At 41.5% G+C, this 19,292-nt stretch carries 14 protein-coding genes and 1 pseudogene; 6 read left to right on the top strand and 9 right to left on the bottom strand.

Annotation, left to right across the window (positions count from 1 at the left end):
• Positions 1–51: 51 nt before the first annotated feature.
• From iolE to CHJ_RS20475, 3 genes are all read right to left on the bottom strand, one after another.
• Complete coding sequence (iolE, locus tag CHJ_RS20485) at positions 52–942, bottom strand: myo-inosose-2 dehydratase (protein ID WP_171753671.1); 891 nt, start codon at positions 940–942, stop codon at positions 52–54.
• A 19-nt stretch (positions 943–961) separates the two neighbouring features.
• On the bottom strand, positions 962–2,869 hold the full coding sequence (locus tag CHJ_RS20480; RefSeq protein WP_317918840.1) for a bifunctional 5-dehydro-2-deoxygluconokinase/5-dehydro-2-deoxyphosphogluconate aldolase: 1,908 nt from the start codon (positions 2,867–2,869) through the stop codon (positions 962–964).
• A gap of 168 nt (positions 2,870–3,037) precedes the next feature.
• Positions 3,038–4,411 carry a GntP family permease gene (locus tag CHJ_RS20475; RefSeq protein WP_171753673.1) on the bottom strand — a complete coding sequence of 458 codons (1,374 nt, stop codon included), beginning with the start codon at positions 4,409–4,411 and terminating at the stop codon, positions 3,038–3,040.
• A 363-nt stretch (positions 4,412–4,774) separates the two neighbouring features.
• Here CHJ_RS20475 and CHJ_RS20470 point away from each other — a divergent pair, with 363 nt between their 5' ends.
• Positions 4,775–5,941, top strand: a complete 1,167-nt coding sequence (locus CHJ_RS20470) for an iron-containing alcohol dehydrogenase (RefSeq protein WP_171753674.1) — start codon at positions 4,775–4,777, stop codon at positions 5,939–5,941.
• Between the two features lie 90 nt (positions 5,942–6,031).
• Here CHJ_RS20470 and CHJ_RS20465 read toward each other — a convergent pair whose 3' ends face one another.
• The gene (locus CHJ_RS20465) at positions 6,032–6,856 is read right to left on the bottom strand and encodes a MurR/RpiR family transcriptional regulator (RefSeq protein ID WP_171753675.1); all 825 of its coding nucleotides are present in this window, start codon (positions 6,854–6,856) and stop codon (positions 6,032–6,034) included.
• A 256-nt stretch (positions 6,857–7,112) separates the two neighbouring features.
• On the opposite strand from CHJ_RS20465, the gene CHJ_RS20460 reads away from it, so the two are divergent.
• From CHJ_RS20460 to CHJ_RS20445, 4 genes are all read left to right on the top strand, one after another.
• Entirely contained in the window at positions 7,113–7,898 is a 786-nt protein-coding gene (locus CHJ_RS20460; RefSeq protein WP_317918839.1) for an inositol monophosphatase family protein, read from the top strand.
• Between the two features lie 138 nt (positions 7,899–8,036).
• Complete coding sequence (locus CHJ_RS20455) at positions 8,037–9,434, top strand: MFS transporter (RefSeq protein WP_171753677.1); 1,398 nt, start codon at positions 8,037–8,039, stop codon at positions 9,432–9,434.
• Positions 9,435–9,523: 89 nt separating this feature from the next.
• Entirely contained in the window at positions 9,524–10,354 is an 831-nt protein-coding gene (locus CHJ_RS20450) for a phosphatidylinositol-specific phospholipase C domain-containing protein (RefSeq protein WP_317918838.1), read from the top strand.
• Positions 10,355–10,451: 97 nt separating this feature from the next.
• Entirely contained in the window at positions 10,452–11,879 is a 1,428-nt protein-coding gene (locus CHJ_RS20445) for a ricin-type beta-trefoil lectin domain protein (protein WP_171753679.1), read from the top strand.
• A gap of 90 nt (positions 11,880–11,969) precedes the next feature.
• On the opposite strand, the gene CHJ_RS20440 is transcribed toward CHJ_RS20445, so the two are convergent.
• From CHJ_RS20440 to CHJ_RS20425, 4 genes are all read right to left on the bottom strand, one after another.
• Entirely contained in the window at positions 11,970–13,595 is a 1,626-nt protein-coding gene (locus tag CHJ_RS20440) for a sensor histidine kinase (protein WP_317918837.1), read from the bottom strand.
• A gap of 292 nt (positions 13,596–13,887) precedes the next feature.
• On the bottom strand, positions 13,888–15,192 hold the full coding sequence (locus CHJ_RS20435; protein WP_317918836.1) for a sodium ion-translocating decarboxylase subunit beta: 1,305 nt from the start codon (positions 15,190–15,192) through the stop codon (positions 13,888–13,890).
• A 9-nt stretch (positions 15,193–15,201) separates the two neighbouring features.
• Positions 15,202–16,986: a sodium-extruding oxaloacetate decarboxylase subunit alpha gene (gene oadA / locus CHJ_RS20430; protein ID WP_317918835.1), complete on the bottom strand. Its 1,785-nt coding sequence runs from the start codon at positions 16,984–16,986 to the stop codon at positions 15,202–15,204.
• An 18-nt stretch (positions 16,987–17,004) separates the two neighbouring features.
• Positions 17,005–17,256 carry an OadG family protein gene (locus CHJ_RS20425; RefSeq protein ID WP_171753683.1) on the bottom strand — a complete coding sequence of 84 codons (252 nt, stop codon included), beginning with the start codon at positions 17,254–17,256 and terminating at the stop codon, positions 17,005–17,007.
• A gap of 255 nt (positions 17,257–17,511) precedes the next feature.
• On the opposite strand from CHJ_RS20425, the gene CHJ_RS20420 reads away from it, so the two are divergent.
• Positions 17,512–18,048 carry a citrate lyase holo-[acyl-carrier protein] synthase gene (locus tag CHJ_RS20420; RefSeq protein WP_317918834.1) on the top strand — a complete coding sequence of 179 codons (537 nt, stop codon included), beginning with the start codon at positions 17,512–17,514 and terminating at the stop codon, positions 18,046–18,048.
• A 104-nt stretch (positions 18,049–18,152) separates the two neighbouring features.
• Here CHJ_RS20420 and citC read toward each other — a convergent pair.
• A pseudogene (gene citC / locus CHJ_RS20415) lies at positions 18,153–19,243 on the bottom strand ([citrate (pro-3S)-lyase] ligase).
• Positions 19,244–19,292: the final 49 nt, after the last annotated feature.

The following is a 19,292-nucleotide window of genomic DNA, read 5'->3' as shown; positions in this document are numbered from 1 at the left end:
TTATTAGAAAGCGCCAGCATAGGGCCTGGCGCTTATACTACTTAGTGCGTATTAGATTAATTCCGCATCTTTAGCTAGTTTCTCTAGGTTGTTATACCCGAGTGTTGCATAGGTTAATGGATTCGCAATCGCAGGATCTTGTTCCGCTTCAACCACTAACCAACCTTGATAGTTTTCCTGTTTTAGAATTTTGAAAATCTCAGGGTAGTTAACGCAACCATCTCCCGGCACGGTATAAACACCATCAAGAACAGAGTTTAAGAAACTCATCTTCTTATTTTTAACATCAGCAAGTACATCTTTTCGGATATCTTTACAGTGAACATGATTAATTCGTTTAGCCCAACGTTCAGCTACAGCAATAGGGTCCGCGCCTGCAAAAGTTAGATGTCCTGTATCAAGTAATAAACCGACTTCAGAACCGGTGTTAGACATCAAATTATCAACATCTTCCGCAGTTTCTATCACCGTACCCATGTGGTGATGGTAGGCAATTTGCACACCTTGGCTTTGAGTATATTTAGCAAACTCTGTGATTTTTTTACCGTACTCTTCCCAACGATCTTTTGGAAACTCTGGACGTAGATGAACAGGTGTATCTTGCTTACCATGAATACAATCCGTTACTTCACAAACCACCATGACTTTCGCACCTAGCTCACGAAGTAAAGTTAAATGCGGTTGCACTGCTTCAATCTCTTCTTCAACAGAACGAGTAAGAAGCTCTAACGAATACCAGCCAGATACAAGCTCCACATCATGAGCGTTTAAAATTGGGCCTAAAATGCTGGCTTCTCTTGGAAACTTATTGCCAAGTTCGAAACCTACAAATCCAGCTTGACGACCCTCTGTTAAACAAGTTTCCAAAGATGTTTCAGCGCCTAAAGAAGGTAAATCATCATTAGTCCAAGTTAGCGGATTGATACCAAGTTTAATTGTCATTATATTTTTTCCTTATTCACTATAGTGCGCGGTTGCGCCATAGAGTGATGAGATTGTGATAGTTAGATTTAATATCTTCGATTAATGTTTTATCGTCTGTTTTGTTAGCTAACCAATGACGAGAAGGCTCACCAAATAGTGTTCTTCCTACAGCAAAGCCTTTAACAACATCGTGTCCTGCTGTGGCAGAAAATCCGGATTTTAACTCTGCTTGAGAGGCGTCTAAACCTAGAATAACAACACCGCGACAGTAGCAATCACGCTCTTGGATTAGATCAGATACCTGACTCCACGACTCACTGGCTAGAGGAGGTAATTTCCACCAATCCGGTTTCACACCTAGGTTATAAAAACGCTTCATTGCACGAATATAGAGATCATCTTCTTTTTCAACACCAGCGGGTAAAATGATTTCCAACAACAACTCATGACCTGACTTGCAGCATGCTTGATACACTTCTTTAATTTGACGCTCTTGTTCTAGGCGAACTTGGCAGTCACTTTCAGGATTAAAGAACACAAGACATTTAACGATATGCTCTAGAGGCCAATCGATAAGCTGTGAACCGATATTGCCATGTTCTAGTTCTAATGGATTAGAGCCAGGAAGCTCAATAGGACGGCCAATCCACCACCCACTCCCAGTAACCTCGTTCAATACATCTTGACCATATGTACTATCACAAAGAAGTCCTGATTTACCTTGAATTCCTGCTTCTTGTTCTACTTCACGGCTTGCTTGCAGTATCAGTTTCTTGAGCGGCTTAATTCGACTCAAGTCCGCACCAGCTTCACGCGCCATTTCTACAAACTGAATTCTATGGTCAAATGCCATAACGCATAACTCTTGCCACTCAGTTTTTCGAGTTGTTACACGGTGTAAATGATTTAATTCTTCATCGAGATCAGGGCGTGGCACATCTTCAGCACGAGTCAAATAATTGTCTAGCTCTTCCTTGGTTGGCATAGCCGGAGCACAACCATGACGGGAAACCACTAACGCGCCACAAGCGTTAGCATAGGCACAAGATTTCTGCCAACTTTCACCATTCAAGTAACCACGCAATAGCCCAGACATAAACGCATCACCAGCACCCAATACGTTAAGCACTTCTACTCGAACACCTGTTACCGTGATCCCATCATCTAAATCTTCTGGGATATCTCCTGTAAACACGGAACAACCTAGTGGTCCACGCTTACAGACAAACTCAGCGTCTGAGATTTTTCTTACGTTCTTTAGTGCTTCAATTGTATCGGTTGAACCACCAGAAATATGGAACTCTTCTTCTGTTCCAACAATAACATCAAACAAGCCAAGAACTTCTTGGAGCTCTTCTGTTACCTTGCTTGACTCTACAAAACGTGTTTCACCATCTCCCAAGGAAGTTAATCCCCAAAGAACAGGACGGTAATCAATATCTAGCGCGGTTTTTACACCGTTTCTACGTGCGTATTTCAACGCCGTTAACACTGCTTCTCGCGTTTTTGGATTAGAGAGGTGGCTACCAGTGATAGCTAAACAACGAGCAGACGCAATATATTCTTCTGTAAAATCGTCTTTTGTAATCGCCATATCAGCACAATTATCGCGATAGAAAATCAATGGGAATGTATCTTCGTCTTTAATGCCGAGAATAACTAAAGCAGTAAGACGCTCACTGTCCTTAATTAGATTACTTGTATCACAGCCAACACTTTCGAGTTCTTCCTTTAGAAAGCGTCCCATATGCTCGTCGCCTATGCGCGCTAGCATAGATGACTTTAGTCCTTGAACTGCTGTGCCATACGCGACGTTACCTGAGGAGCCTCCAAGATACTTACTAAAAGATCCCATATCCTCAAGACGCGAACCAATTTGTTGACCATAGAGATCAACAGCAATGCGGCCCATGCAGATTAAATCTAAAGATTTTTTACTGTCCACTTTAAAACCTCTTACAATTATTTATTTCATAACAAACATTATACGAAACGTTTATTTTATTTCAATGCAATTAAGTATATTTATTCCAAATCGTGATCAAGTTGGAACTTTTATTTGATGAGCGTCTTTACCTTCAATTTAACCCTGTTTGAAATTGATTCATTCTAGTTAAACGACCCCCATTACAGCGAAAACTAAGGTCACTCCGGTGGCTATAATTGGGATAAATAACGTACAGACAAAAATATCCTTGTACGATTCTCTATGAGTCATTCCACAAATAGCGAGTAAAGTAATAACCGCTCCATTGTGCGGTAAAGAATCTAAGCCTCCACATGCTATGGATGCGATACGGTGCAATACTTCTAAGCTAATACCTAACTCAGATGCTTGTTGAATATAAGTTTGCCCCAAGGCATCAAGCGCAATACTCAAACCTCCAGATGCGGAGCCAGTGATCCCAGCGAGTAAACTTGTTGATAGTGCAAATGATAAGAGTGGTGTACCTGGAATAGCCAAGATCAATTGCTTTATAACCACAAACGCAGCCAATGACTTAATAACATTACCGAACCCAACAGCCGCAGCTGTATTCATAATTGGCATGACCGAATCAAGGCTCCCCTCATTGATAATCTGTTTTACGTTAGGCATATATTTGTGAAATAGTGCAATCGCGACCACTATCGCTGTGGTTAGCGCAATGATGAGACTCCACATGCCGTTTACTTTAGATAACGTAACTCCGTAATCAGAAAGGTAGCTTGTATCAATATTGGGGTAGTAAAATGTTACGATTATAAAATTTAGAGCTAATACTATTACAATAGGTATAAAGGCTAATGTTGCAGAAGGAAGATCTGCGCCATCTGCCTCATTTCTTTTTTCTATATGAACCCCATACCCTTCACCGTTTTCTTTTGCTATTGATTCGCGACGTTTCAACCACAACATCCCTAAACCAAACATCACTACAGATGCGATAATCCCCAGCATGGGAGCGGCGTAAGCTGTTGTACCGAAAAAGGGCATTGCGATTGTATTTTGAATTTGAGGAGAGCCAGGTAACGCGGTCATTGTGTAAGTAAACGAACCTAGTGCAATGGATCCCGGTATTAATCTTTTTGGCACATCGTTTCGTCGGAAAATGTCTGCAGCAATAGGATATACAGCGAACACAACGACAAACATGGATACGCCACCATAGGTCAATACTGACACTGCGAGTACAACCGCTAATATAGAGTTAGTGGCACCAATCTTTTTCGTTATCACTTCAGCAATACTTTTTGCAGCGCCTGAAGCATCCATGACTTTGCCAAAAATTGCACCAAGCAAGAACGCCGGAAAATATAACTTTACATAATTTGCCGCGCTCGACATAAATACTTCTGTAAAGCTTGCCATTAAAGGCGTGCCAACTGAGAACATTGCCGCCACTAACGCCAATATGGGCGCAAGCCAAATGACTGACATGCCTTTATATGCCAAATACATCAACATTACTAATGACAGCAATATTCCAAAAATTCCTAAATACACAACTAACTCCAAATTTTAAAATGTTTAAATTTTAAGAATGCTAGCCTTAACCAATAAGCTTCCATTCAACACCCTGCACGCATTGAAACATTTGTTTCATCAAATTGGAAGAAAATTTCTATTTTTTTTGAACACAGAAAAGTTGTATAGAAAACAGACAAATGAATAAACGTAAGATCTAAAACACTGATTAGCAATCACTTATAAACCATTAACAAGTGAAATACACTCGAATAACTGTCGTAAAATTTAACGGCAAGGTGAAAAATCCGATTTAGAGTTGGATTTATAACGACAACATTGTAATATGTCGAAATATTCATTTCATTAGTTTGAACGTAAAACATCATCAGGAGTACAGTAATGAGCACTAAAGTAGTGTTGCCTAGAACCATGCATGTCGGCAAAGATTCCATTGAGAAAGTTGCCGAAGCAATGAAAGCGCTTAACGCTTCTAAACCATTAATTATTACTGACAAAATAATGGTTAGTTTGGGGTATATCGATAAAATTGACGCGATTCTGTCAAAGAACAATTATCACGCTGCTGTTTTTTCAGACACCGTTCCAGAACCGACAGCAAGTTCAATTACGGCTGGCGTTACCATTGTTCAGGAAGGGGATTTCGACTGTATTATCGCCGTTGGTGGCGGTAGTCCAATTGATAGTGCTAAAGCTATCGGTATTGTTGGAAAATTTGGCGGTAAAGCTCGCGACTATAAGTTCCCACGCGATGTGACAGAGCAGGGTTTGCCAATTATTGCCATTCCAACAACCGCCGGAACAGGTTCTGAAGCCACTCGCTTTACTATTATTACTGATGATGCAAGTGATGAAAAAATGCTATTGTCCGGCGATGGTTTTATGCCTCATACGGCAATCATTGATTACAACCTAACACTATCTTTGCCAACAAGAACAACTGCCGATTGCGGTTTGGATGCACTTACTCATGCTATCGAATCCTACGTAAGTAAAAAAGCCAACCCCTTTAGCGATCATCAAGCATTAGCCGCAATAAGATTGATCGCACCAAACTTACGAAATGTGTACAGAAACCCTAAAGATGAAGATGGCCGAGAAGCTTTGATGCTGGGATCCACATTGGCTGGGATTGCATTTTCAAATGCATCAGTGGCATTAATCCATGGAATGAGCCGTCCAATTGGTGCGTTTTTTCATGTTCCACATGGTTTATCCAATGCCATGCTTTTACCGGTAATTACTGAGTTTTCTATCGAAAATGCGCAAGCTCGCTATGCGGACTGTGCAAGAGCGATGGGTGTATCCAATATCCAAGATAGTAATAGCGTTGCTTGTAATAAACTAGTTACAGAACTGAGATCCTTAAATAAGGATTTAGAGGTTCCGAGCATGGAGAAATATGGCATTGACTCAGACAGATTTCACGACTTGTTACCAATAATGGCAGAACAAGCACTTGCTTCCGGCTCTCCTAGCAATAATCCACGCGTACCAAGTGTTGATGAAATGATTAAACTCTATAAAAAAGTTTGGTTAGATAAGTAGTCATTAATGTATAGCGACTAAATAAGTTAAAAGCATAAAAATCTGATTATTCAATTGGATTTTTATGCTTTTAATCGTCAATAAAATTAACTATTTTTGTTTGAACGCAAGAGAAACAACCAGAGTTTGCAATAAACAATGCAATGCAGCCTGTGAACGGAACCCAGCCAACTCGGCCTCTTTTACCACAAACAATGTATCATTGAATTTTGCTAATGGGCTGATTTGGCTATCTGTAATAACAATATGATTCGCGCCAGCTTTTGCCACTAACTCACTCAGCATAATGGTATCTTTTGAGTACGGCGAAAAGCTAATAGTAAGTACCACATCTTTGGGGCCAACAACATTCATTTGTTCTCGGTGCATCCCCCCCAACCCATCAATTAATGAAGCTCGTCTATTTAGATGCAATAACGCGTAATTTAAGTATGAAGCGGCGCTAAAAGATTTCTGCATACCAATTATGTATATGTTTTCCGCATCACTTAATAAATTAACGGCTTTCTCAAGCTCTTCCGTTGACGTTTGGGCAGCCAGGCAGGCTAATGCTTTGGTATTTGCATGAGCAAATTCTTGAAGGATATCGGCTGGTCGTTCTAATGACGGAGCTTCTCCTTCCAGCTCTTCGAACAGACGAACCCTATCCGAGTAATTCGTTGTTTCTTCTACCATGTTTTTTCGGAAAATCTGCTTCATATCATTAAAGCCAGTGAAGCCGAAAGCATTAGCAAAACGTATCAAAGTAGATGGAGGAACATCGGCTTTTTCTGCAATAATCGCAACAGTATCAAATGCAACACTGTTTGGGTTCTCTATAATGTAACCCGCCACTTCTTGTAATCTTTTACTTAACTCGTCATACCTAGAGCGAATTTGATCTTGCAATTCAATTAAATTAGTTGCAACCAACATATAGTCCTCTTATTTAATAACCTTTAATGAGCAATCACGTATTTTTTAGACGGTATTAGTGTAGTTATTAGTCTGTAAATTTCAAGTTAAAAGCAATTTTAGTTCATTTATTTCGTAAAATATTAAAAGTTCTCCTCCTATTCGGGCTATTTTGGCGAACTTTCATTGCATATACGTATGTTTTTGAAATCGATCACAGAATGTTTATTCTTAAATCTGTATCTTATGAAACATAGATTTTACCGCAGGAATAAAAATGGACAGCTTAACGAATAGATACGTTTTCATCAAAGAGGTGGCAAAGCAAGCAGGTAAACTTGCATTTGATTACTTTCAGAATAGAGAACAACTCAAGATTGAAAGAAAAAATGATGATGGACAAGATCTGGTCACTGTCGCAGATCGAACTACAGAGGACTTCATCCGAAATCAAATCAATACCCATTATCCTCAAGACAGTATTTTTGGTGAAGAGTCAGGATTATCTGGAGACAACTCTAGCTATACCTGGGTTGTAGACCCAATTGATGGCACTAGCGCATTTCTATTCGGCTTGCCTTCATGGTGCGTGTCTATTGCACTTCTTGATGAACAAAAGATTACTCAAATTGGCTTAGTTTACGATCCTGTACATGATGAGTTATTTCACTCGATGTCAGGTTGTGGAGCCTATTTGAACGAAACAAGAATTACCGTAAATGAGGTGGAGTCTCTTAATGAAGGACTGTTTGGTGTAGGCGTTTCAACTAGAATACCATCAGAAAAAATTATTCCATTTCTAGACAATCTACTACGAATGGGAGGAATGTTTTATCGGAATGGTTCTGCGGCGCTCATGCTTGCCCATGTAGCGGCAGGAAAACTCATTGGTTATTACGAACCTCATCTAAATTCATGGGACTGCCTATCTGGCTTATTGCTTATTAAAGAAGCAGGAGGAGTAACTAACGATTATAAATCAAATCCTAATTGGATGACGAAAGGAAATTATGTACTCGCATCCAGTCCAGGCATTTATGATAAGTTAAGTAACACTTACTAATATCTCTTTGTCATGGTTTTTATTTATTTAAATAGTCACATCTAATCATTTAATAAACACCATGATAATTTATTTTTCAATTTAGCAAATAATATTACACATTGCTTTATTATTAATTTTATAGTTAAAGGATATACTATGACTAAATTACTGAATAAGTTTGGATTCTCACTCCATACTTTTATTCCATTACTGTTTGTTACCATAAATGCTCAGTTATTATATGCGTTTTGGGACCTTCGAAACTCATTACCATTAGGTTTCCCAGTATCAATGGGTATTACCGATGCAGAAGCGGGTCAATTATACTCAATGCAAGGGTTAGTTATCTTGCTAGGTACCGTCGGATTAGGTTGGATTGGTGATCGTTTCAAAGTACGTAACATTATGCTACTTACTACAACGGGCGTTGGCTGTATCTCTTTGTTTATTGCGATGAACTCGCCAGGTTTAAGTATGCCTGTTTTATTGGCTTGCTTCTTCTTTATGTTGTTATTAAGTGAAGTACTGTTTAAACCAGCAAACTTTAAAGCGGTAAGTATCTCTACATCAGAAGAGCACCAAGGTGTTGCATTCGGTATGTTTGAGTTTGGTCGTGGTGTACTAGCATTTCTTTTGAGCTTAGTTTGGGCAGCATTAGTTCACTACGAAGTAAGCAGCCAGAATATGATGTATGTATCATCAGCTATCATTTTTAGTACAGTAATTCTAATTTTCTTTGCCGTTTCCAAAACTGACACAGTAAAAGACGACGACGACACAGCTAGCACAGCTAAAGAAGCCTTTGCTGGTATAGCGAAAGTAGCGAAGTTCCCTGTTGTTTGGATCACGGGTTTAAATGTATTCTGTATCTATGGCACCTTTATCGCTGCAGGTACGTACTTCGCTAGATTCCTACAAGCTAGTTACGGAACGTCTGCATCTGTTGCGGCTATATTCGCATCACTTGTTATTGCATTGCGTATGCTACCTTTGCTATCAGGTGTATTAGTGACACTGGTCTTTAAGTCTACTTCTCACTTCATGCGATTCATGTCATTTGTTTTATCAATGATTCTACTGGCCATCGCATTCATATTTTATTCAAACCCAGCATCTATTACTGAATTTGTTCCAGGCAATGTGCCAGAAGACATTGTAGCGCCATTCGCACAAAACGCGATTATGGTTCTAATGCTATGTGCTTCAGCGTGCTGCTTCATGATTCGTGGTGTTTACTACGCGCCAATCGGTGAATCTGGTATCAAGAAGAAAAACAGAAGTGCTGCAATGTCATTAGCTATCACGATTGGTTACCTACCAGCTTTGCTAGCTCCACTCATCCTAGGTAGCATTATTCTTAGTCCTGAAGTAAATGCTCAAGGTGAAGTTATTCGTGAAATACTAACACCAACGAATGTGATTGGTCAGGTGTTTATCGGTCTATCCATACTTACCGCAATTTCTTCTATGCTTTCTTGGTACTTGGTTTCTCAAAACAAGAAAAAAGAAGCAGCAGAGGAAGAAGAAACTCCAGTATTAGCTGAAGAAGCATAATACCCCCAAATAGTAGGCTACCCGCAACTTAGTAGCCTACTATTCTCTCGTAGTAACGTATATACAGTTATATTTAGAGCAAATTCAATATGAACAATACAATACCTAACTGGTTAAAAAATATTCGCGATGACAAATACATCACTGAACTATGCATTCCCGGTAGCCACGATACCATGACCTCAATGTGTGAAGATGTATACTATAAAACACAAAGTCTATCTCTAAGCGAACAGCTAAATATCGGGCTTCGCTTTTTTGATTTTAGGATAACTAGAAATTTAGTCGCAGCGCATCGTGAATGGATTAGTGATATCACTGCTACTTCTATGTTTGACGAGCTAGTGACGTTTTTAGATAAAAACCCTTCTGAATTTATTATCATTCGTCTTCAAAATGCTAATGAAAACAAAGACGACTTTGACCAGTACAAGGTAATTATTCAAGAGTTTATTGCCAACTATCTCGATTCAATATTCACACCAAAACCAAATGAAAGAAACACATATGATTGGCCAAGCGTAGGCGAAGCTAGAGGTAAAATCATTGTTATTGATAGCAGTGACCCCTCACTCAATATTTCTACAATTAACAATGTTCGCTGGGCATATAATTGGCATGATAATGATGACATCATACTTCAAGATAATTGGGACGGGCCAAAATTAAAAAATAAAATAAGAGACATAGAAGAAGTACTACCTCCATCCAATCACAATAATAAAGATCTAATATTAAATCATATTAGCGCTACCAATGGTTATTTAGGCAATCCCGTTGCTTATGCCGAATTAGTTAATCCAATTATAGAAGATAGAATAGAAAAAATTAAAGATAGCTCAGGCGTAGGCATTCTTATTTACGATTTTGTCTATGATAGTGTCGCCGCTAAAACAATCGATGCAAATGAGTTTATATAAACTTTAATTTATCTAAGATGCTCACAAAAAATTGTGAGCATCTTATTAGTAGTTTTTATTCGATCATAAAGAATTTACCAATAACAAAGGAAATCTTATGAAACTCATTAGAATAATGCTCTATGCCCTGATGGCATCCACATTAAGCGCCACCGTTCAGGCTGCAACTTGTACTGGCGGAGGAGAATATAGCCGCTGGATGGAGCGGATATATAACGCAGATAGCAATGTACGTCTACGTGACATCGCGATACCGGGAAGCCACGACGCAGGGACTTTCTCCATCAAATCTATTGCCGCAGTGGAAGCAATATCAGTAACACAAAGCCGAGATTTATGTCAGCAAGCTAAAGACGGTATCCGTTACTTCGACCTACGAGTATCCAATGATGACGATGCCAATAAGTTTATTATTGTCCACGGTATTGTTCGAGGTGAAGATCTGCCGTTAGTATTAGACCCTCTCTATGAATTTGCTAAAAATAACCCCAAAGAAATTCTAATATTAGACTTCCAAGAGTTGAATGACTTTGCGGATAACGGAGATGTTCAACGCTTTAACGACTACTTCCTAAATAAATTTTCCAGCCGTTTAATCCCCAAAGTTAAAAATGGTACTCATTATAACTCGGCAAACATCAAAATTTCTGATGCTTGGAATATGAATAGGAATGTTATTGCTTTAGCTGATCAAAGCCAGGTATTAGCCTCTTCAGATTATTATTGGCCACGAGAAAGCAGCATTGACTCTCCATGGGCAAACGCGGCATCAGTTGACGATTTAAAAGCCCATCAAGACTCACAAATCATTAACCACCAAAATACCAACAAGTTTTATGTCAGTCAGATGCAGCTTACCGTTTTAGGTTCTGGTGGTATTTTCGATAAACTGACTACTCTTAAAAGTCTGGCTGATGAATCGAACCCCTATCTTGCACAATGGATGATGTCCTATGAGATTGATCAGGGTTTAGAACCAAATATCATTATGGTTGATTACTATGAACGTCAATCAAAAGTAACAGAAGTCAGTTTGGCTATTGATTTGTACCGTAAAAATAGTTCGTATTCCGACATTAAAACATTATTTCCAAATAACTATGGTGCGATCTATCCACTCACTACAGATATAAAATTTTCTCGGCTTAAAAATGGCAAAGATAAGTGTCTAGATATTGAAGATCGCAATCTTGAAAACGGCAATAACCTACACCAATGGAGCTGCCACGATGCAGACTCTCAGCTCTGGTATTTAGATCCCGACGGTTACTTACGTAACAAACTCAATTTCAACAAGTGTGCAACGGTATCTGGTTCAGGTAACAAGGGGTCATCGGTTAAAATTTGGGACTGTAACGACCAACTTAATCAACGTTGGACTGAGTACAAAAATAACACTTTGCGTAGCCTGTATGGCGATAAAGGGGTGCTTGACATTAAAAATGGTAGCTGGTCAATAGAAGGGTCAAATGCGCATATTTGGAGTTACCACGGAGGCAAAACTCAAACATGGCGTTGGAAGTAATCGCGCTTCAATTACTTAGCCGAATATCTATAACGTGAAATGAAAAGTGCCTGACGTTTCCTTCAGGCACTTTTTCATTGATGACTCATATTACTTAGGGATAAAAATAGAAAAGATAGTCCCCTGAGGTCGCGCTTCATCCACTAAAATAACCCCACCAGCATTCGCGACATACCGATTAATAAGGTACAAGCCTACGCCTTTGTTGCCATCACCCTCTTCTTTATTGCTCACTCCGCGGCTAAACATGGTCATTGCTAGTTCTGGCTTTATTCCAACACCGTTGTCCTGAACTTCTATCACCAGCTCTTTCCCTTCGTCAGATATCAGTAAAGTGATGACTTTTGTGCTGTCTGGGTTCTTTAAGGTCGCTTCAAATGCATTATCCAGCAAATTACCAATGACCGCAGATAACTCGTTGGCATCGATAGACTCGCCAAGTTTCTCTAACCTACATTGTGGCGAAAACTGCAAATCTAGCTCCAGAACACGAGCGCGAGCAGCTTTACCAATCAAGATTCCCGCAAGTTGTTTACAGTGAATACGTTCAGTAACAAAATCGATGGTCTCTTGTTTACGATGCTTTTCGTTATAAATAAGTTCTAGAGCCGCTTGGCTGTCACCCATTTCAATCAGGCCAGAAATGGTTGAGATCTTGTTCTCATACTCATCACGCGTTGCACGCAGATTCTCTGTGTACTGTTTGATCTGACTTAATTCATCATTTAGTAGACTAATGTCTTCTTTGTTCCGGAAACTAATCACCCAGCCTGTTAATGTTTCTTCATCATAAATGGCCACTCGATTCGCGATAAATACCTGATCATTAACTTTGATAAGCTCATCTTTAAGGTTTTCATCATAAGGCGTATGGAACAAAAACTGACTTTGATTAATATAGTCGGTGACATTCTCACCTCTTAGCTGCGCCGGCGTCTTTTCTGTGCCGAGCATTTTTAAAGCGGTGATATTAGCAGTAAGAATATTTCCTTGTTTATCAAAACCGATAATTCCCTCATAAACCGATCGCAAGATAGATTTTCGCATATTGTAAGCGAAGGCAATTTCAGCGGGCTCTTTGCCATTCATATTACGTTTAATATGGTTCGAGAATAACCAGCCCCCCACCAGCGTAATCACGAGAATAATAATAAAATCAGATAGCAACGGTTGTGCGTAATCAATGATCCAACCATCAAGCTGATCCAGCAGGTATCCAACAGAGACAACACCAATCACGTCTCCATTGACATCTTTCAGCGCCGCTTTGCCCCGAATTGAAACACCAAGGCTACCTTCGCTATGAGAAATGTAAGACTCGCCCCTTATCAAAGCGGACTCGTTATCCGCCCCTTTCATTGGTAAGCCAATTCTTTCTTTAATTGGATGCGATAAACGGATGCCGTCTTTATCCCCGATAACAATAAAACTTGCGTCCGATGTTAGTCGGCGTCTTTCTATCAACTGCACGATCGCAGCGAGGTTATTGGCCTTAACTTGTTTTATAACAGCGGGATCGCTTGCAATCTCTTTCGCTTGAATCAGAGCTCTCATTCCAATCTGATGCTCTAGCGTTTCTACTGCGGCGCTACGAAAATTTACCCCAATAAAAATCAACTGAAGACCCATAGAGAACAAAATGAAGATAAATATTTTGTTCCTGAACGAAACGCTATTCTGAATCTTCTCAAGTAATCGAAGTGAACTGTCTATCATACCTACGCCTTTCTCGTTATTTTTGTATCTGACCCAGCAAGAATGTATAACCAACCTACGGCAACTCTCAGTAACAGATGGAAACAAACATAAAACGGGCCTACTGGCCGCTCATCAACATCACCATTTCAGCATCAGATAACCTTGCCAAAGCATACCACTCCTTGAGTTATCTTTCTTGAACAGAACGCATTGATATCACTCTGAATCTTACATTTTGAGATCACTGTGGTACATAAATACAACAAAAGGGAGAAACATGTTCTCCCGATAAAATAGAGCGAAATGGCAATTAACTACCCAGTACGTACTTAATCATCACCCCAGCCGCAACCGCCGAGCCGATAACGCCTGCCACATTTGGCCCCATTGCGTGCATCAACAGGAAGTTCTGCGGATTCGCTTCCAAACCAATTTTGTTAGAGACTCGAGCAGCCATTGGTACAGCAGAAACACCAGCCGAACCAAGCAGTGGATTCACCTTATCCTCGAAAACCTTATTCATTAGTTTAGCCATCAACAACCCAGCAGCAGTACCAACACAGAAGGCGGCGATACCAAGCGCTAAAATACCCAAGGTTTGTGGTTGAAGAAACTTATCAGCCATTAACTTTGAACCAACAGATAAGCCAAGGAATATAGTAACAATGTTAATTAACGCATTCTGAGCAGTATCTGATAGACGTTCAACGACACCACATTCTCGCATCAAGTTACCAAAACAGAACATACCCAACAGAGGTGTGGCCGACGGTAACAGCATCGCAATAAGAAGAAGCAACATCAATGGAAAGCAGACCTTCTCGATCTTGCTTACCTGACGCAGTTGTTTCATCTCAATCTTACGCTCTGCTTCTGTAGTTAACGCTCTCATAATCGGCGGCTGGATCATAGGAACCAACGCCATATAAGAGTATGCCGCGACAGCAATCGCACCCAATAACTCCGGTGCCAGCATGCTAGACACATAGATTGCAGTCGGCCCATCCGCCCCACCGATAATACCGATGGCAGCGGCCTGAGCGACACTGAAGTCCATCACGCCAAACTGACTCAGTGCCAACGCACCTAACACGGTTGCGAAGATACCAAACTGCGCAGCGGCCCCGAGCAGTAACGTTTTAGGGTTAGCTAAAAGTGGACCAAAGTCCGTCATAGCGCCGACACCCATAAAGATAACGAGTGGCCCCACGCCTGATGCAATCGCGACACTATAGAAGGTATACAACATACCATCACTGTATTTAAACTGCTCAGCCAGAAGATGTAAGGTCATCTTCTGCTCAGGGGTTGCCATTTCAGCCGCCTGTTTAATCGCTTTTGGCGCGGTATCCGCAATCTCCAGAACCGATGCAAAGGCTTGCATTACATCGGCTTTTCCCGCCAGAATCGCCGCTTCAATAGCGTTCACCGCTAAGTTAGCGTCGGGCAAGTTAGACAGAATACCGCCCAAACCAATGGGAACCAGCAGTAAGGGTTCAAACTGTTTGACTATCGCCAAATAGAGCAGCACCATTCCCACCAATATCATGATGGCTTGGCCCCACTGCAAATGTAAGAAACCAAAGTCGTTAATAAGAGCTAATGCACTTTCCATGATCGTCCCTTACACCAAAGCCAGCAGTTCGTCGCCCACTTGCACAGCATCGCCTTCCGATACGGCTAAGTGTTCAACCTTTCCGTCACGGGCGGCTTTGATTTCGGTTTCCATCTTCATCGCTTCTAAAATCAGTAACGTGTCCCCTTCTTTAACTTGCTGACCGGCTTTAGCGTGTATCTTCCAGATATTTCCAGCTAAAGGAGCCGATACTGATTCCGCACTGCCTGATGGTGCAGATGGTGCAGCCACCGGTGCTGAGTCCGCAACCGCCAGTACTTGTGCATCTGCTCCCTCATTGATTTGAACGACATACGCTTTGTTGTTCACATTCACTGTATAAACCGCATGATCAGTCGATACTTTTGATTGCGCTTCTTTAGGCTCCGCCTCTTTTGCGGTTGGCACAGGTTCAAACGCATCAGGGTTGTTTCTGTTTTCAAGGAACTTCCAAGCAACTTGATCAAATAGAGCAACGGTAAGAACATCATCAATGAGGTTTTCACTTAGCGTAATTCCACGCTCTTTCGCCTGCTGTTCCACCGACTCAATTAAGCAATTCACTTCAGGTTCAATAAGATCCGCAGGGCGGCAAGTGATCGGCTGATTGCCCTCTAATACTCGCTCTTGCAGCTCGCGCTCAACTGGCGCTGGCGTTTGGCCATACTCTCCACGAAGCACACCCGCCGTCTCTTTAGTGATGGTTTTGTAACGCTCACCCATCATGATATTAATCACCGCCTGTGTGCCTACTATCTGAGAAGTTGGTGTGACCAAAGGAATAAAGCCAAGATCTTCTCGTACGCGAGGGATCTCTTCTAGCACTTCATCAATGCGGTGCAACGCATTTTGCTGCTTCAGTTGACTCTCCATATTGGTCAGCATTCCGCCGGGAACTTGTGCCACCAAGATTCGAGAATCAGACCCTCTCTGCTGGCCTTCAAAAGCGTGATATTTTTTACGAACTTCGCGGAAATACGCCGAAATAGCTTCAATCTTCTCGATATCTAGCCCTGTATCTCTCTCCGTTCCTTTAAGTGCTGCAACAATGGATTCTGTGGCTGGATGGCCGTAGGTGCCACTCATGGAGGAAACCGCTGTATCAACACGATCAACCCCTGCTTCAATGGCTTTGAGCAGCGTCATATCCGCAATACCCGCCGTAGAGTGACAATGTAAATGAAGCTCTACATCTAACTGTTTCTTTAAGGTGGATACCAGTTCATACGCTTCATAGGGCGACATCACGCCAGACATGTCTTTTAACGCGATTGAATTAACACCACATTCAACCAACTGTTCAGCCACATCAACCCATGATTGCATCGTATGCACTGGGCTAGTGGTGTAACAAATGGTTCCCTGTGCATGAGCCCCTTGACGGTTTACCGCTTGAATGGCTTGCTTCATATTGCGTACATCATTAAGCGCATCAAACACACGGAAAACGTCCATGCCGTTGACCACTGCACGCTCTACAAATTTGTCGACAACATCGTCAGCGTAGTGGCGATAGCCTAAAATATTTTGCCCTCTGAACAGCATTTGCTGCTTAGTATTTGGCATCGCTTTTTTCAGTTCGCGAAGGCGTTGCCAAGGATCTTCTCCAATAAAACGAATGCAGGAATCGAAGGTAGCGCCGCCCCACGACTCTAGAGACCAATAACCGATTTCATCGAGTTTAGACGCGATAGGAAGCATGTCATCTAAGCGCATGCGTGTAGCAAATAGTGACTGGTGTGCGTCCCTAAGTACCACGTCTGTGATACCTAACGGTTTAACTAATTTGGACATTTAAAATCCCCTGTAATCTTATGCCTGTTGACTGATTTTTTGTTTATGGTGATGAAGCGCTGCAGAAATCGCGGCGACAACCGTATCCTCTGATGCGTTTTCGACCACATTAGATGGTGTGGTTTTGGCATCCATGTTGGACTGAATTTTGTTTGCAACAGTAGAAAGTAAGCGTGTTGCACCGACTAGTAACACGAGAAAAAAGAAAACGAACCCCATGCCTAGCAGCATTAGAGTTACCCCTTCTAAAATTATCGGACTTTCACTCATGATTTTTGAACTCGCTAGTGATTAGTGTCCGGCGAGTATAACCAACAGCAGAAGCGTCACTTCGTGAAGTCCATCATTCAAAACATACGGCGAAACAACTTAAATGGCGTTTATGATTTAAAACTTTACCGTCAAGGGGTTAACGCCATAAACGCCATTTAATACACAAGCTCCACAACAAAATGTCCCACTCTCCTCATTAATATTTGCCCACTGCCAATACAATTTTTCTCTTATCGTTATAAGGAGACCACGATGTCAACGTTAATGACTATCTACGACAAACACCAAGATGCTCAGCTTAGAGCAGAGTTACAACAGCGCTGGATTGCTAAGCATCAGTTGCCGTTAATCACCCTTAACACCTACTTGCCCCAAGGCATGCTTAAAAACCCAACCGGTGATCAGATATTCGCTTTAGCCGCGAAGCTGGCTCTTGCTGAAATTAACAAGCTGGGTGGAACCATCGTTAAGGAAAAAGTGTTTCAACCAAAATGTGCCACAGAGGCCATATATGTCGTTGCCGGGCTCTCTGCAAGTGAGATTAAAAAAAGCATGATTAAACTGGAAACTGAACATGTTCTTGGTGCATTTTTTAACTTTGATGTAATGAATGGTGAAGGTAAGACTATCTCAAGGAAATCCTGCCAACTTGCCGCTAGAAAGTGCATTATTTGTGACCGAGCCGCCTCATACTGCGCTACCTACAACAAGCATTCTCAGGCACAACGAGATCAAAAAGCGCACGATATGCTGAGCAACTATTTTAATACCCAGTGCGAAGCGATTTAACCGTTGAGTTTGATAACACTTCCCTGCTTTACAGCTGCATCACTAAACTCGATGCTAACCGCTTTCAGATTGACCAAAATCTGTTCTCGAAAGATCAACAAACCCTAGGCATTTACCGAGAGTGAAGAAGCTTGTTTGGCTTTTGCATGAGCACGCTTCTCCTGATAGGGAGAGATGTCTTCACTAAACAGGTTCTTCAAATAAACGTAAGTTGTCTCTGGCACTATCTGTGCTATCTCTTGCCAGCGGTTCTGAAACAGTAAATGACGAACCAAAGAAGCAGAGATAGGCAACTCTCCCTCTTCACACCTAGGTATCTCAACTAAACAGATCGCAGGGGACTGCAACGTCGACGTCGATAGCCACTGATGCATCTGTTGATTGTAAAACCGTGTCACTTTGCAGATAGGCTCTGTGCCCACGTAACGATGTGTTATCGCCAATGCAGGGGCGAGATAGTCGCGGAACAGCTGTATATCAATGGCGGTATGAGCAAAGCTAACCACCCCTTCGTCTTTCAAAAAATAGCTAGGAAACGTCGCTCGAGAGATCATGTAATCCGAACCGGGATGAACAATGACATTACTAAACTCTTCTACACCCGCTTTGATCATCGCTAACCTGTCGGCATAGGAAAAAATGAGCTGTCTTCCTTCACCACAAACAGATGTAACCAATCACACTCATTGGATGCTTTTTCTACCAGATAGCGATGCCCGAGAGTAAACGGATTGGCATTCATGACAATACTGCCAATTCGCCCGCCTTTTCGCCGCTGTTTGGCCAACGTTTCACAATACTTTTGCAGCCGGTTTTTGCTGTTTTCCATCAAAATCACCCTACCTTTCACTGAGGCAAGATGATAAAAACCAGCCGCATGAAACAGCTGATAGTTCTCAGGTTTGGTGTAAATAAAAAGGTTGTATCTGCCCAAGTCGTACGCATGGGTGACCAGTTCGGTAAGCAGTGTGGTAGAAAGGCCGTGGCCTTGATGACTCTCGTCTACGGCAATCGATTTTAAGGTATTTCCCGCCAGCCCCCCGCAAGCAGCAATCTCACGTCCCTGATAGGCGACCACAAACAATTCGACATCAACATCCACCCCCAGATCCATTCTGCTGAGAAAAGCAGTAATCTTCTCCATTTTGTTGCTGTTGCCGTTAATCACTTTCTCGAAACTGTATGTACCAAACACCGGATATTCCCACTATTGTTCAACAAACGAATTATCCGTATGTTAAGAG

Origin of the sequence: Vibrio sp. MACH09 (assembly GCF_033238805.1) — a bacterium.
In the GTDB taxonomy this organism is placed as follows: domain Bacteria; phylum Pseudomonadota; class Gammaproteobacteria; order Enterobacterales; family Vibrionaceae; genus Vibrio.
Note: the sequence above shows the minus strand (reverse complement) of the source record. Positions and strands in the feature narration are given on the sequence as shown.

Bases quoted from the DNA above. Each gene is read 5' to 3' on its own strand.
- iolE (WP_171753671.1), bottom strand. From the start codon at position 942: ATGACAATTAAACTTGGTATCAATCCGCTAACTTGGACTAATGATGAT.
- CHJ_RS20470 (WP_171753674.1), top strand. From the start codon at position 4,775: ATGAGCACTAAAGTAGTGTTGCCTAGAACCATGCATGTCGGCAAAGAT.
- CHJ_RS20465 (WP_171753675.1), bottom strand. From the start codon at position 6,856: ATGTTGGTTGCAACTAATTTAATTGAATTGCAAGATCAAATTCGCTCT.
- CHJ_RS20460 (WP_317918839.1), top strand. From the start codon at position 7,113: ATGGACAGCTTAACGAATAGATACGTTTTCATCAAAGAGGTGGCAAAG.
- CHJ_RS20455 (WP_171753677.1), top strand. From the start codon at position 8,037: ATGACTAAATTACTGAATAAGTTTGGATTCTCACTCCATACTTTTATT.
- CHJ_RS20450 (WP_317918838.1), top strand. From the start codon at position 9,524: ATGAACAATACAATACCTAACTGGTTAAAAAATATTCGCGATGACAAA.
- CHJ_RS20445 (WP_171753679.1), top strand. From the start codon at position 10,452: ATGAAACTCATTAGAATAATGCTCTATGCCCTGATGGCATCCACATTA.
- CHJ_RS20440 (WP_317918837.1), bottom strand. From the start codon at position 13,595: ATGATAGACAGTTCACTTCGATTACTTGAGAAGATTCAGAATAGCGTT.
- CHJ_RS20435 (WP_317918836.1), bottom strand. From the start codon at position 15,192: ATGGAAAGTGCATTAGCTCTTATTAACGACTTTGGTTTCTTACATTTG.
- oadA (WP_317918835.1), bottom strand. From the start codon at position 16,986: ATGTCCAAATTAGTTAAACCGTTAGGTATCACAGACGTGGTACTTAGG.
- CHJ_RS20425 (WP_171753683.1), bottom strand. From the start codon at position 17,256: ATGAGTGAAAGTCCGATAATTTTAGAAGGGGTAACTCTAATGCTGCTA.
- CHJ_RS20420 (WP_317918834.1), top strand. From the start codon at position 17,512: ATGTCAACGTTAATGACTATCTACGACAAACACCAAGATGCTCAGCTT.